This window comes from Paraburkholderia sp. SOS3, from assembly GCF_001922345.1.
Lineage (GTDB): Bacteria > Pseudomonadota > Gammaproteobacteria > Burkholderiales > Burkholderiaceae > Paraburkholderia.
The window spans coordinates 3,450,740-3,465,411 of the sequence record NZ_CP018811.1; the positions used below are offsets into that span (position 1 = coordinate 3,450,740).

The 14,672-nt window shown below is 66.3% G+C and carries 11 protein-coding genes; 7 read left to right on the plus strand and 4 right to left on the minus strand.

All coding sequences use genetic code 11. From position 1 onward, the window contains the following. The first annotated feature begins 150 nt into the window (after positions 1 to 150). The 4 genes from BTO02_RS15430 to fumC all read left to right on the plus strand — a co-directional run bounded on the left by BTO02_RS15430 (position 151) and on the right by fumC (position 6,211). The gene (locus tag BTO02_RS15430; protein ID WP_075158900.1) at positions 151 to 1,542 is read left to right on the plus strand and encodes an MATE family efflux transporter; all 1,392 of its coding nucleotides are present in this window, start codon (positions 151 to 153) and stop codon (positions 1,540 to 1,542) included. A gap of 212 nt (positions 1,543 to 1,754) precedes the next feature. Further along, complete coding sequence (gene panS, locus BTO02_RS15435) at positions 1,755 to 2,732, plus strand: ketopantoate/pantoate/pantothenate transporter PanS (RefSeq protein ID WP_075158901.1); 978 nt, start codon at positions 1,755 to 1,757, stop codon at positions 2,730 to 2,732. Between the two features lie 370 nt (positions 2,733 to 3,102). Continuing rightward, a complete protein-coding gene (locus tag BTO02_RS15440) occupies positions 3,103 to 4,761 on the plus strand; it encodes a phospholipase D family protein (protein WP_075157773.1) in 1,659 nt (552 codons plus the stop codon). Positions 4,762 to 4,810: 49 nt separating this feature from the next. After that, positions 4,811 to 6,211 carry a class II fumarate hydratase gene (gene fumC, locus BTO02_RS15445; protein WP_075158902.1) on the plus strand — a complete coding sequence of 467 codons (1,401 nt, stop codon included), beginning with the start codon at positions 4,811 to 4,813 and terminating at the stop codon, positions 6,209 to 6,211. A gap of 78 nt (positions 6,212 to 6,289) precedes the next feature. Here the strand turns inward: fumC and BTO02_RS15450 are convergent, their stop codons facing one another. Together BTO02_RS15450 and BTO02_RS34805 are read right to left on the minus strand one after the other, a co-directional pair. Continuing rightward, the gene (locus BTO02_RS15450) at positions 6,290 to 6,796 is read right to left on the minus strand and encodes an acyl-CoA thioesterase (protein WP_075157774.1); all 507 of its coding nucleotides are present in this window, start codon (positions 6,794 to 6,796) and stop codon (positions 6,290 to 6,292) included. Positions 6,797 to 6,878: 82 nt separating this feature from the next. Beyond that, positions 6,879 to 7,028: a hypothetical protein gene (locus BTO02_RS34805; RefSeq protein ID WP_198039150.1), complete on the minus strand. Its 150-nt coding sequence runs from the start codon at positions 7,026 to 7,028 to the stop codon at positions 6,879 to 6,881. Positions 7,029 to 7,306: 278 nt separating this feature from the next. On the opposite strand from BTO02_RS34805, the gene BTO02_RS15455 reads away from it, so the two are divergent. Continuing rightward, positions 7,307 to 8,023, plus strand: coding sequence for an ArsR/SmtB family transcription factor (locus tag BTO02_RS15455; protein WP_075157775.1), 717 nt, complete (start codon positions 7,307 to 7,309; stop codon positions 8,021 to 8,023). A 185-nt stretch (positions 8,024 to 8,208) separates the two neighbouring features. Beyond that, the gene (locus BTO02_RS15460) at positions 8,209 to 10,758 is read left to right on the plus strand and encodes a DUF6600 domain-containing protein (protein WP_075157776.1); all 2,550 of its coding nucleotides are present in this window, start codon (positions 8,209 to 8,211) and stop codon (positions 10,756 to 10,758) included. Between the two features lie 153 nt (positions 10,759 to 10,911). Here the strand turns inward: BTO02_RS15460 and BTO02_RS15465 are convergent, their stop codons facing one another. Then, positions 10,912 to 11,883, minus strand: coding sequence for a thymidylate synthase (locus BTO02_RS15465; RefSeq protein ID WP_075157777.1), 972 nt, complete (start codon positions 11,881 to 11,883; stop codon positions 10,912 to 10,914). Positions 11,884 to 12,167: 284 nt separating this feature from the next. After that, positions 12,168 to 13,565, minus strand: coding sequence for a sigma-54 dependent transcriptional regulator (locus BTO02_RS15470; RefSeq protein WP_075157778.1), 1,398 nt, complete (start codon positions 13,563 to 13,565; stop codon positions 12,168 to 12,170). Positions 13,566 to 14,122: 557 nt separating this feature from the next. Here BTO02_RS15470 and BTO02_RS15475 point away from each other — a divergent pair. After that, a complete protein-coding gene (locus BTO02_RS15475) occupies positions 14,123 to 14,644 on the plus strand; it encodes a hypothetical protein (RefSeq protein ID WP_232243370.1) in 522 nt (173 codons plus the stop codon). The last annotated feature ends 28 nt before the right edge of the window (positions 14,645 to 14,672 follow it).

Here is a 14,672-nt window from a genome sequence, read left to right on the forward strand (position 1 = left end):
CCGTCCCGGGCACACGGCTTCGCAAAAAATCCGCACCATAAACGTGCGTGCTGATCGACAGCCGCCGCGCGACGCAATAAGCTGTTCGCTTTGACAAAAACATTACATGCCGCGCGCGCCGTGCATGCGGCGCCGCGCCACGCTGCCGTCATGTCCCAATCCGGTCTGTCCCGCCCGCTTGCCGGGCCGCCGTCGCTGACGCGTCACGCCGCCGACACCGCGCGCCTCGCCGCGCCGCTCGCCATCGCGCAGTTGTCGCAGATGGCGATGAGCGTCACCGACACGGTGCTGCTCGGCTCGCTCGGCCCCGACGCGCTCGCCGCCGGCGGCCTCGGCGCGAACCTGTTCTTCGTCGTCGTCACGCTGCTGCAAGGGGTGCTGACGTCGGTCAGCGTCAGCGTCTCGCACGCGCGCGGCGCACAGGCCGACGAGCGCGTGCCGGACATCTACTGGACCGGCTTCGTGCTCTCGATCCTGCTCGCCGTTCCCGCCTTCGTGCTGCTGTCGTTCGCGGCACCGATCCTGAAGACGTTCGGCGAACCGGCGGTGCTCGCCGGGCACATCGGCGAATACTGCGCGGTGCTGCGCTGGGGCGCGCCCGCGAGTCTGATCGGCGTCGGTCTGATGCGCTCGTTCCTGCCGGCGATCGGCGCGGCGAAGCGTTTGCTGTGGGTCTCGGTCGGCAGCGTCGTGTTCAACGGCTTTCTCAACTACGGCCTCATTCACGGCGCGTATCGACTGCCGCGTCTGGGCTTTCTCGGTTCGGCCGTCGCGACGACAATCACCGTCTGGCTGTCCGCGCTGATGCTGATGGCGCTGCTCCATCTGCGGCCGCGCTACCGGCACTTCGTGACCGCGGCACGGCCCAACGTGCCGCTGATGGGCGAACTGTTCGGCATCGGCTGGCCCGTTGCGATCACGTACGGCGTCGAATCGCTGCTGTTTCTCGCGACCGGCCTGATGGTCGGCCTGTTCGGGGAAGCGCAGCTTGCCGCGCATCAGATCGCGCTGAACGTCGCGTCGGTGGCCTTCATGGTGCCGCTCGCGATCGGCCAGGCCGCGAATGTGCGCGTCGGCTACTGGTCGGGCGCGGGCGTACCGCTCGCCGCGCGCCATGCGGGCTTCGTCGCGCTCGGCCTCGGCGTCGGCTTCATGTCGCTGTCGGGACTCGTGATGGTGAGCGCGCCGCACTGGATCGTCGGCCTCTATCTGCACCTCGACGACCCGTCGAACGCGCACACGGTCGCGCTTGCCAGTTCGCTGCTCGGCGTCGCGGCGATCTTCCAGATTGTCGACGGCATGCAGACGGTGGGGTCCGGCTGCCTGCGCGGACTCAAGGACACGCGCGTGCCGATGATCGCCGCGACCTTCGGCTACTGGGGGATCGGCTTTCCGACCGGGTACGTGCTCGCGTTCCACTTCGGGCTGGGCGCGCGCGGACTCTGGTGGGGACTTGCCGCGGGCCTCGCGAGCGTCGCGATCCTGATGACATTGCGCTTTCGCCGGATAAGCGCGCGTCATATCGCGGCCGTGCAGGCGTAACGGTAACGACCGGGGTCGCGGCGTGCCGGCGCGATACGATGGCGCGGCATTGCGTCGATCTGGTTGCGCGCGCAACCAGTGAGGCGTGCCACAGTGCGTCAGGGCTGCCGGGCGCCGCGGCGCGCCGCCGCGTGTCGCCGCGTGTCGCCGCGTGTCGCCGCGTGTCGCCGGTAGAATGCGCCGCACACACCAACAACAACAGGACCGCCTCGATGCTTTCCCGCGTTACCCGTCTCTTTCCGCTGTGGGCCGTGCTCGTTTCGCTGGCCGCTTACTTCGCGCCTGCGTCCGTGGCCGGCATCGCGCCGCACGTGACGGCGCTGCTCACGCTGATCATGCTGTCGATGGGCGTCACGCTGTCGATCGCCGATTTTCAGCGCGTCTTCACACGTCCCGCACCGGTCGTCGCTGGCATCGTGCTCCACTATCTCGTGATGCCGCTCGCCGCATGGGCCATCGCGAAGATGCTGCGCATGCCGCCCGATCTGACCGCCGGCATGGTCCTCGTCGGCAGCGTCGCGAGCGGCACCGCATCGAACGTGATGATCTATCTCGCGCGCGGCGACGTCGCGCTGTCGGTCACGATCAGCGCGTTGTCCACGCTCGTCGGCGTGTTCGCGACGCCGCTGCTCACGCGCCTGTACGTCGCCGCGTCGATTGCCGTCGACGTGCGCGGCATGCTGCTGAGCATCGTGCAGATCGTCGCGCTGCCGATCGTGGCCGGCCTCGCCATCAACCATCTGTGCGGCAGGCTCGTACGCCGCATCGAGCCCGTGCTGCCGCTCGTCTCGATGGTGTCGATCCTGCTGATCATCGCGGCCGTGGTCGGCGGCACGCAGGCGAGCATCGCGCCGGTGGGTCTTACGGTTGCGCTCGGCGTCGTGCTGCACAACGGCATCGGTCTGCTCGGCGGTTACTGGGGCGGGCGTCTGCTCGGCTTCGACGAAGCCGTCTGCCGCACGCTGGCCATCGAAGTGGGCATGCAGAACTCGGGCCTTGCAGCAACGCTCGGCAAGCTTTATTTCGCACCGATCGCTGCGCTGCCCGGCGCGCTCTTTTCGGTGTGGCACAACCTGTCGGGTTCATTACTCGCCGGCTTCTGGGCGGGCCGGCCGGCGCGCGACCCGCATCGATCGCATACGACGATGCAAACGGAGCGCGCAGCCACGCTCGACAGCGAACCTCGCTGATCTCGCCGCGCGCCGCTGCAGATAGCGGCGGCGCGATGCTGCATGCGCGACGCCATGCGGCAGGCGGGAAAGTCCATCGGGAGAGTCCGGCACGAAGGTCCGTCGCGATGCCCGGTCGACCGCGGCATCGGCTCGCGCGTCAGCGCATGGCCGCCTGCGGATTCGCTCGCCCGACCACCGCGACGTTGGCCCGCACCATGCTTGCGATCTTCCCGACCCGCTTTGCCGAATCCACTTAGAATGGCCTTCCCAACGTGACGCCTGGCCGCGAGGCGTTAGCGCGAAGTCAAAAAGTCGGAGGGTCAGCGTGCCGTCGTACGATCGTCAAAGTCGCAACATTGCGCCATGCAGCGCATGGCCGATCCTGTCCATGCTCGTTCCGGTAATTCGTACACTTTCGACGTTGCGCCGCTCGCGCTCGACCTCGCTGACGCTGGCACGCACCACATTCATCGCCGCATCGGCCGTTGCCGCAGCTGCATTGAGCGGGTGCGCGACGCGTCCGCCCGCGTCGTCGTTCGACCCGCCGGTCACGCACGCGCTGCCGCAATCGACGGCCACGCCGCTCGGTGCCGCGCTTGCCGCGCCGGAAGCGGCGCATCCGGGCCAGTCCGGTTTCCGGGTGCTGTCGAGCGGCACCGAAGCGCTGCAGATGCGCATCGCGCTGGCGCGCGCCGCGACGAAAACGCTCGACATGCAGTACTACATCGCCAACGAAGACACCACCGGCAAGCTGCTGCTCGCCGCGGCGCTCTACGCGGCGGACCACGGCGTGCGCGTGCGCATGCTCGTCGACGACCTGAACTTCAAGGATCTCGACGACATCATGGCGTCGCTGAACTCGCATCCGAACATCGAGATTCGCGTATTCAACCCGTTCGGCAGCGCACAAGGCAGCCTCTACCAGCGCACCGAAAACTTCTTCACGCAGATCGGCAGTTTCACGCGACGCATGCACAACAAGGCGATGATCGCCGACAACCAGCTCGCGATCGTCGGTGGCCGTAATCTCGGCGACGAGTATTTCAGCGCGAGCCCGACGCTGCAGTTCCGCGATATCGACGTGCTCGCGGCCGGTCCGATCACCGCGAAAGTTTCCGCGAGCTTCGACGAATACTGGAACGACAGCAGCGCATACCCGCTGCGCGCGCTGAACAAACAGACGTTCGATCCGAAGCAGCTCGACGAGACGCGCGATGCATTGCGCGAACATTGGCACAAGAACGCGGACCCATACAGCGCCAAGCCGCTGAACGCCACGCCGCTCGCGTCGCAAATCCAGAAAGACGAACTCGGCCTCACCTGGGCGCCGGCGGAGTTCAACGCCGATTCGCCGGCCAAAGTCCGCTTGCCGCAGGCGGATTACCAGAGCCCTGTGATCGCGCGTATCGCCGAACTCGTCAACGATGCGCAGCAGGAAGTGCTGATCACGTCGCCGTATTTCGTGCCGCACGACGCGGGCGTAAAAGCGCTCGCCGGCCTCACCGCGCGCGGCGTCAAGGTGAAGGTGCTGACCAACTCGCTCGCCGCCACCGATGCGGTCGCCGTGCAGGCGGGCTATAGCCCTTACCGCGAGCCGCTGCTCAAGGCCGGCGTCGAGCTCTACGAGTTCAAGCCCGTGCAGGAACAGGGCACGCGCCCCGGCATGTTCGGCTCGCAATCGCGCGCGAGCCTGCATGCGAAGACGCTCGTGTTCGATCGCAAGACGCTCGTGATCGGCTCGATGAATCTCGATCCACGCTCCGCGCATCTGAACACCGAGCTCGGACTCGTGATCCACAGCGCGCCGCTCGCGGAGCAGGTCGCGACGCTGTTCGACCGCGTGACCGGACCGGAGTCGAGCTACCACGTCACGCTCGCCGATCCGTCGCGGTTCTTTTTCCGTGGACCGGAGAACCCGTACCACCTCGTCTGGACCGACGAGGAAGACGGCCACACGGTCACCTACGACGTGGACCCGAACGCCGGTTTCTACCGGAATGTGCTGACAGGTTTATTCCTGTTTTTACCAGTCGACGACCAGCTTTGACCGCGTGCGCCGGCCACGCGCCGTCGTCAACCTCAAGCGGAGTGAAATCATGACCGAAGATGTACGGATGGAACGCGATACGTTCGGCGAGATTGCGGTGCCGAACGGCCGTCTCTGGGGCGCGCAGACGCAGCGCTCATTGCAGAACTTCAGGATTTCGAGCGAGAAACAGTCGCCGGAACTGATTCATGCGCTCGCGGTGATCAAGCGCGCGGCGGCGGAAGTCAACCTCGGTCTCGGCGTGCTCGATGCGAACAAGGCGAAAGCGATCGTTCACGCAGCCGACGAAATCATCGAAGGCAAGCACGCCGGCGAATTTCCGCTGGCGGTCTGGCAGACCGGCTCGGGCACGCAGACCAACATGAACCTCAACGAGGTGATCGCGAACCGCGCGAGCGAGCTGCTCGGCGGCCAGCGCGGCGAAGCGCGCCTCGTGCATCCGAATGACGACGTGAACCGCGGCCAGTCGTCGAACGACGTGTTTCCGACCGCGATGCATATCGCCGCCGCGGTGGGCATCGTCAAGCATCTGCTGCCCGCGCTGAAGACGCTGCGCGATACGCTCGACGGCAAGGCAAAGGCATTCGCCGACGTGGTGAAGATCGGCCGCACGCACCTGCAGGATGCGACGCCGCTCACACTCGGCCAGGAATTCTCGGGCTATGTCGCGCAACTCGATCAGGGCATGCGCCATGTCGAATCGACGCTGCCTCACCTGTATCAGCTCGCGCAGGGCGGCACCGCGGTCGGCACGGGCCTGAACGCGCATCCGCAATTCGCCGACCAGGTCGCGGCGGCGATCGGCAAGCTGACCGGCTTGCCGTTCGTGTCGGCGCCGAACAAGTTCGAGGTGATGGCCGCGGCCGACGCGCTCGTGTTCGCGCACGGCGCATTGAAGACCGTCGCCGCGAGCCTGATGAAGATCGCGAACGATATCCGCTGGCTCGCAAGCGGCCCGCGCTGCGGTCTCGGCGAACTGTCGATTCCGGAAAACGAGCCGGGCAGCTCGATCATGCCGGGCAAGGTCAACCCGACGCAGTCCGAAGCGATGACGATGCTGTGCTGCCAGGTGTTCGGCAACGACGTCGCGGTGAACGTGGGCGGCGCGAGCGGCAACTTCGAACTCAACGTATTCCGGCCGATGATCGCGCACAACGTGCTGCAATCGGTCCGCCTGCTTGCGGACGGCGCGCTGAGCTTCAACGACAACTGCGCGGTCGGCATCGAGCCGAATCGCGCACGCATCGATACGCTGCTCAATGAATCGCTGATGCTCGTGACGGCGCTCAATCCGCACATCGGCTACGACAAGGCCGCGCAGATCGCGAAGAAAGCGCACAAGGAAGGAACGACGCTGAAGGCGGCCGCACTATCGCTCGGTCATCTGACCGAGCAGCAGTTCGACGAATGGGTGCGGCCGCACGAGATGGTCGGCCATGTGAAGGGCTGAGCGAGCCGGCCGGTTCAGGCTCGCTGCTTCAGATGCGAGGCGTCGCGCCAACGCCTCGCACGAATCTCGAACCGAATCTCAAACTTTCCCCTGCGCCACTTCCTCCGGCTTCAGCTCGACGATCGCGTCGAGCGCCGCCTTCACGTCCATCGCGTACTTCGCAAGGCGCTGATGTTCATCGGTGACCGGTACGAAGGCCGGCACCGGCAGCGGATTGCCGTTCTCGTTGACGGCCACCATCACGACGAGACAGTCGGTCGTCTGCATCAGCTCGCCGCCCTTCGGGTCGCCGGCGAACACCGACACATGGATATGCATGCTCGTGCGACCGGTCGCGACGACGCGGGCGCGCAGCTCGACCAGATTACCGACGTGAATCGGCCGGCGAAAACGGATGTTGCCGACGCTGACCGTCACGCAATAACGCCCCGACCAGACCGCGGCGCACGCGTACGCGGTTTCGTCGATCCATTTCATCAACGCGCCGCCATGCACCTTGCCGCCGAAGTTGACCGATGTCGGCTCGGCGAGAAAGCGGAAGGTCGTCTCCGAACGATCCAGCGGTGCGGCGGAAGGGGTGCTCATCTTGACTCCGGTCGATCTGCGAATTGAAAGGAGCCGATTATACGAGCGCCGCAAAAAATCGGGCCGCCATCCGCGACGCGCCTTACTTGCGCACCGTGACGCCTTCGTCGATCGTGCCGTACATCTCGATGCTGCTGCCGGACGAGCCGACCGGCGTGCTCGCGCCGCCTTGCGCGCAAGCGGCGCACGACAGCACGGCGATGACCGCGCAAGCGGCAAGAATGACTTTCATCGGATTGTGTTTCCCGGATAAAACGCGTTTCCGATTCTAGCCTGGCGAGGTTGCGCGAGACGCAACGGGCGGACGCGAGACCAACGCGCCTCGCGCGAGCGCCCCGGCCGGATATCTCGGTTCCCCGGTTCGCCGATTCCATACCTGCGCATCCGACATTTCGCGCGATCCTGAAACGTCGGATGCGAGCGAGGGCTACAGTGGAGTCATGACGGGTGCGCCCCTCCCCCGCGCCGGCCGCACGGCAACTTCGATTGCAGAAAACCCGAGGACCTCCGATGACCAATCCGCTTACCGAAGCAACCGGCCAATTCCCGGGCTTGAGCCGTATCGGCGCGCTGCTCGCCGATCCCGGCCGCGCCGCGATGCTGTGGGCGCTGATGGACGGCAGCGCCCGGCCCGCCGGCGAATTGACGCTGATCGCGGGCCTCTCGCCGTCGGCGGCCAGCGCGCACCTCGCCCGCCTTACCGACGGCGGACTGCTCGCGCTCGAAGTGCGCGGACGGCATCGCTATTACCGGATCGCGACGCCCGATATCGCGGCCGCGATCGAAGCGCTCATGAATCTCGCTCAGGCAGCCGCCCCGCAGCGGCCGACGCCACGCCCCGCGCGCACTGTACCCGTCGACATGCGCTATGCGCGCACGTGCTACGACCATATGGCCGGCGAACTGGCGGTGCGCGTCTATGAGCGGCTCGTCGGCGACGGCCTGCTCTCATGCGAAGGCGACCGGCTCGACGCCACGCCCGCGGGCGCAGAACAGCTCGCCGGCTGGGGCATCGACGTCGCCGGCCAGCGCGCGCTGCGCCGCCGCTTCGCCTGCACCTGCCCGGACTGGAGCGAGCGCCGTCCGCACGTGGGCGGCGCACTCGGCGCGGCGCTACTCGACGCGTGGTCGTCGCACGGCTTCGTCGAGCGCACCGAACGGCCGCGCGTGCTGCGCGTGACGCCCGCCGGTCGCCGTCATTTCGACGACTTCCTGCGCGGCGCATAATGCGAAGCCCAGCGCGGGATCTTCGCACCGCCGGCCCGCTGCGAAACGGCTGCGCACCGCACGACACGTCTTGTTACAGCGCGGGCCGGATAGCTTACAAATGAGCGCGTCTTGAAATACGCGCCGCGGGTACAGTGATTTCACACGGTGCCGTCTCTCGCGTGGCACCCGACGGAGTCACACTAATGAAAACGCACACATCCGGTTCTTCGAATTCCCGCTCTGCCCGAACTGCCCGCGCCGCTTCGCCTGTCGTCGCGACCGCGATCGCAGCCGTTGCCGCCGCGCTGTTCGTCACGTCGGGCGCGCCGCGCGTCTATGCGCAGGAGGCCGCGCCGCCCCCGAACGCCGCCGGGCCGGCCGCGCAGCCGGCCGGCGCGCAGGACGCCGACCCGCCGGGCCGCGTCGCGCGCCTGAACTACATGGCCGGCACCGTGACGACCGAACCGGCCGGCGCGACCGACTGGTCGTACGCGCAGGTCAACCGGCCGCTGACCACCGGCGACCAGTTGTGGAACGACAAAGGCGCGCGCTCGGAGCTGCATATCGGCTCGACTGCGGTGCGCGTCGGCGAATCGACCAATGTCGACATCCTCAACCTCGACGACGACAGCACGCAGCTGAAGGTCGCGCAAGGCACGCTGTCGACGCGCGTGCGCGAACTGCCGGCCGGCACGTCATATGAAATCGATACGCCGAATCTCGCGCTCGGCATCGACGGGCCAGGCGACTATCGCGTCGACGTCGCGCCCGACGGCAGCGAGACCACCGTCACCGTGCGCGGCGGCAATGCGACCGTCTATGGCGACAGCGGGCAGTTGCCGATCGCCGCGGGCCAGCAGATCCGCTTTTCCGGCACGAATCTGCAGCAAATCGCCAGCAACGGCGCACCGGCGCCCGACGCGCTCGACCAGTGGGCCGCGAGCCGCGACGCCGCGGAAGACAACTCCGTGTCCGCGCGCTACGTGTCGCGCGACGTGCCCGGCTATCAGGATCTCGACGCGAACGGCACGTGGAGCCAGAACCCGCAGTATGGCGCGGTGTGGACGCCGAACCAGATGCCGGCAGGCTGGGCGCCGTATCAGGACGGCCATTGGGTGTGGCAGGCGCCGTGGGGCTGGACCTGGGTCGACGATGCGCCATGGGGTTTCGCGCCGTACCACTACGGACGCTGGGCGTATATCGGCAACTCGTGGGCCTGGGTGCCCGGCGAAATCGTCAGCGAGCCGCCCGTCTATGCGCCGGCGCTCGTCGCGTTCGTCGGCGACGGCGGCGGCGGCGGGGTCGACTGGGGGGTCAGCCTTGCGGTCGGCGGCGTCGCGACCGCCGGGCTCGCATGGTTTGCGCTCGGCCCCGGCGAGCCGTGGCATCCGCACTGGGGGCACGGCTGGAGCCCGCGCTACTACGACCGTGTAAACCGGCCGATCTACGTGCACAACCGCATCACGAACATCCACAACACGTACATCAACTACCGTGTGCCGCATGCGATCACCTGCGTGCCTGCGACTGCGTTCGTGCACGGGCAGCCCGTCAATCGCTTCGCGCAGAAGGTCGATCCGCGGCAATGGCACAACGCGCGCTTCAACGCGGGCGCGCCGGGCATCGCGCCGGTCCGGCAAAGCTTCGGGCCCGGCATGCGCAATGCCGCGTTCCGGCCTCCCGCAGCGGCGGCCGGCCGTCCCGTGGTGGCGACGCGCCGGCCGGACGTGCCGCCTGCGTACCGCGATCATCTCGCCCAGCAGTTCGCGCATGGCGGCGGGCGCGTGGCGGGCGCCGGCAATCCGGTCGTGCATACGTCGGTGCCCGCGAGCTTTCGCGGTAGCAGGATCGGCGCGGCGGGCGGCCCGCAGCCCAACGTGCGGCTCGTCGCGGTGCGCGGGCCCGGTTCGGTCCAGGGGCGGCAAGCGGGCGGCGCGCCACGGCCCGGTGTGCCGCCGCAAGCGGGTTTCGCGCCTCCTGGGACACGCGGAGAGCCGAACGGGCGGCCGCCGGGCGGCCAGCCCAACGGCGTGCCGCATCCGCAGCCGTTCGCGGGCGGTGCACCGGGGCAAGCTCGTGCGCCGATGCCCGCGCAGGCGGGCGCCGGCGCGCCGCAGCAAGCGAATGTGCAAGCGCGACCGGGCAACGGTGTGCCGCGGCCGCCTCAATCTGCCGGCGGCATGCCGAATCCGGGCACTCATGCGGGTCCGCAGCAACTGGGCAATGTGCCGCAAGCCCAGCGCCGGGAACCGTCGTGGACACAGCCGCATACGCCGATCGGACAACAGCGTGGCGGCCGGCCAGACCAGCCGTTTGCGCAAGGCGCGGGCCGGCCGCCGCAGATGCAGGCACAGCCGCAAGCGCAGCAGACGCATGGAGGACAGCTGCGGCCCGAATTCAATCCGCAGGCGAACACGCCGCGGCCGCCCGCTCAAGGGCAGCCACGCGTGCAGCAGCCGGGGGGTCGTGCGCCGCAGGCGCAACAGCCGATGCAACAGGCACGTCCCGAGTTTCATCCGCAGCCAATGCAGCAGCCGCGGCCTGAGTTCCACCCGCCGCAGGTACAGCAGCCGCGCCCGCAGCCGATGCCACAGCCGCGACCGCAGCAAGTGCAGCAGCCAAGGCCCGCGTTTCACCCGCAGCCACAACCCGTGCAACAACCGCGGCCGCAACCGGTGCAACAGCCGCGGCCTCAACCCCATCAGGAACAGCGCGCGACCGGCGGTGGACGCGACGACCACCGCCACGGGTAACGGCCAGCGACAGCTGACCGGCAATGAACAAGGCCCGCCGCAATCTGCTTGCGGCGGGCCCTCGTCTAGCTGCGCTTCAGAGACAGCGAACCAGCGGCAACCCGCGCCGTCCGCTGCGCATCGAATGCGTGTCGCGAGCCCCGGATACGAGCCTCAGATTGCCATCGGTGCCGTCAGCGGCTCATGGTGCTGATATCCCACCAGCGCGAAATCCGACGGTTCGACCCTGTCGAGCCACTGCGGCTCGTACACGCCCGTTTTTGCATACTCGGGCACGCGTTCCGCGATCTCGAGACGCGGGCTCGGATACGGCTCGCGCGCCAGTTGCTGTTGCAGCATATCGAGCTGGTTCTCGTAGATATGCGCATCGCCGATGAAATACGTGAACCAGCGCGGCGTATAGCCGGTCAAGCGGCCGACGAGGTGCAGCAGCGCCGCGCCTTCGGTCAGATTGAACGGCGTGCCGAGGCCGACATCGTTGCTGCGAATGTAGAGGCATAGCGAAATCTCGCGGCGCGCTACGTTGGGCAGGAACTGATACAGCAGGTGGCACGCGGGCAGCGCGATCTCGTCGAGCACGGCCGGATTCCATGCATGAAACAGAATCCGGCGGTCCGACGGGTTGCGCATGATCGTGTCGAGGCACTGACGCAACTGATCGATCGCCTTGTACAGCAGCACCTTGCGGCTGCCGCCCTCTTCGAATTCGGCCACCGGCTGGAAACCGCGCGCGGCCGCGTCTTCGAGCTGCGCGCTCGCGGTCGTGTCGAGCACCTTGTACGCAGGCCATTGACGCCACTGCACGCCATACACGCCGCCGAGGTCGTCGGCGCCTTCGCGGTACGGATTCGCGAGCCACTGCGGGTTTTCGTTCGCATTGGCGTCCCACACCTTGCAGCCGAGCGCGCGAAACTGCGCCGCGCTGCGCGACGCGCGCAGAAAGCCGATCATCTCGCCGATCGCCGATTTGAATGCGAGCTTTTTGGTCGTCACAGCCGGGAATCCCTGCTGCAGATCGAAGCGCAACATCGCCCCCGGCATGCTGATCGTGCGGATGCCGGTGCGATTCTCCTGCCAGCTGCCGGTGTCGAGAATCGTGCGGACGAGGTCGAGATACTGTTTCATTCGGGGTTCCTTGGCGTGGCGCCGCTGTCGGGAAAGCAGCGCCGGCGACGTCGCGTGACAACGGGAAACCCGGATTCTAGCAAGCTTGGCAGAGGTGCTGAACGCGCACTGCAGCTTCGCGCAAACACCGGTCGCGAACGGCCGCCGCGTCGACGCGCATCGGGGCATGCCGCGCGCTGCCTTCGAACCTGAGCATCGACTAGACAAGCGCCGATATCGCCGTGCCGCACATGCGACATTCGACTGCCCATCAAGGCGATGTTCGGGTTGAGTGTCGACTCAGATCAAAGGTGCTGAACCGACGGAGGCATGTCCGCGTGCGGTGTCATCTGTTCGCTTTCCATATGTCGCATGCCATGCGAACACAGAAGCCGGTATAGCGTGACGCGCGAAATGCCGAGTTCCTGCGCCGCATCGCCAAGACGTCCGCGGTGGCGCAACAGTGCGAGTTCGATCGCCTGCCGTTCGGCCGCTTCGCGCGCCTGCGCGAGCGACACGGGCACGATTTCGACGTACTCGGACAATTCGAGGTCGCGCGCGGTAATCGCACGCCCTTCCGACATCACGATCGCGCGCCGCACGCGGTTGATCAGCTCGCGCACGTTGCCGGGCCAGCTGTAGTTATGCAGCGCCGCGATCGCATCGGGCGCGAAGCCGCGCAGACGCCGGCTCGCATCTTTTCTGAAACGTTCGAGCATATGCCGCGCAAGCAGCTCGATATCCTTGCCCCGCGCGCGCAACGGCGGTTCGTCGATCTGCAGCACGCACAAGCGGTGATACAGATCCGAACGGAAACGCCCTTCGATCATCGCGCTGTTCATATCGACGTGCGTCGCCGAGATGATGCGCACGTCGACCTCGATCGAGCCGTGGCCGCCGAGACGCTCGACCTTGCGCTCCTGCAAAAAGCGCAGCAGGCTCGCCTGGCTCTCGAGCGGCAGATCGCCGATTTCATCGAGAAAGAGCGTGCCGCCATTGGCCGCTTCGACGCGGCCGATCTTGCGCTGATTCGCACCCGTAAACGCGCCGCGCTCGTAACCGAACAGTTCGGATTGCAGCAGATGCGGCGGAATCGCACCGCAATTGATCGCAACAAATGGCGCATTGCGACGCGCCGAGCGCTCGTGAATCGCCACCGCGGTCAGTTCCTTGCCGGTGCCCGATTCGCCTGAGATAAACACCGGCGCATCGGTCATCGCGACTTTACGGATCGAGCGGAACAGCGCGAGCATTGCATCGCACGAGCCGACCATTTCGCCTTCGGTGCCCGTCGTTTGTGTCCCATCGTTCGATGCGGTCTCGCCAAGCGAGATCATTCCGTATGCGTGGCCGACGGAATCGACGATGCGGTCACCTGAATAAGGGACCGTAACGTAGTCGAAACAGTAATCGCGAACGAGCCGGCGCAGCGCGGCGTCCTGCAGTTGGCCGGGTGCCGTGGCCGCGACCCAACCGACGTTGGGCATCGTCAGACAGGATTCGAATGCGGCGATTTCGTGTTGCTGGAAACAGCTGGAAAGATCGAGCAGACCGCCGGCCGCCGTGCCGGCGCGCACCGCGCGGCGCACGTCGCGCGCCGAGCCGACTACTTCGACATGCCAGCCCCGCTCATTGAAGCGCGCGTTGAGGTCAGCACTGGGATCGCGTGAAACGTAAATCAGTTGCCGCGTTGCGGATTCCATTATTCAGATCCTCTCGTCAACGAACGTTAAGGATGACGCACGTACCCGAGGCGCTATTCTCGCATTCCTCAGATACGTCTATTCGCATCGGGATTCGCTAATACAACGAAAACCGAACGGCCATTCCATTCCGTACGGACAGCTGATCCCCGAAAAACGGCGCTTTGTATTGAACGGCCCATGAATGGGCTTTTTTAAAACTTGTGCTGTAGTCGAGAGCTTACTATACGTACGGCGCTTCGAAAAACAAATATGCAAATTAATTGAGTAACCCTTGATTAGGTAAGGCTGACCGGGCGCAAATAGCCGCCGGTAAGTTCTTTCTGAATAAAAAACATTAAGCGCATTCACCATACTTTATTCGCCGCAAACAAATCGTTGCGTGCGCAAACAATCGTCCAAATCGCACTATTGCGCGGTGTCGTATCAACGCTGAAACGTTTTCAGCCGATTTCCGAATCCGCGCGCGCCGCCCTTTACATCTAAGCCTGCTGCATCAACGGAATGCTCGATATGGCATATGTTTCGCTAAATGTGCGGCACCAAGGAGACACATCATGCGACACGTTTCCCGCGGCGCTTCATGCCATCGCCACACCACCGCCGGCCTGACCGGCGGGCGTATTCGTGCTGTTTCCGAACGCTCGCTTGCCGGCGTCGCCGCGCTCGGCGCAACGCTCGCCATCAGCACGCTGCTGTTCGCCCTGCCCCTGGCCGCGTTCGCTCAGGAATCCGCTACGTCGACAGCTTCCGATGCCCATCGCGCCGCCGTCCCGGACATCACGCCTGCAGCGGCGCCACGAGAGGCAGCGGCCGTTAGTCAGAACGATGCGCTGACACAGGTATTGAACACGCCCGCCGATGTCGTTTCGATGACCGACGTTCCGCTCGATGACCACGTGCTTGCGCGGCAACGCGGCGGCGCGACCGGATTCACGATGATCGCGGCCACGCCGGATCTGTTGCGCGGCTCGTCGGTCACGCTCTGGGACGAGATCGCACCGCCCGCTCCATTGCCGGTTCCGGTCGATGCGGGACGTGCGGCGCAAAGCAACGTCGCGAATTACCTCAGAAAGTAAGCGGAAAAAAATGCGCCGACGTAACGCG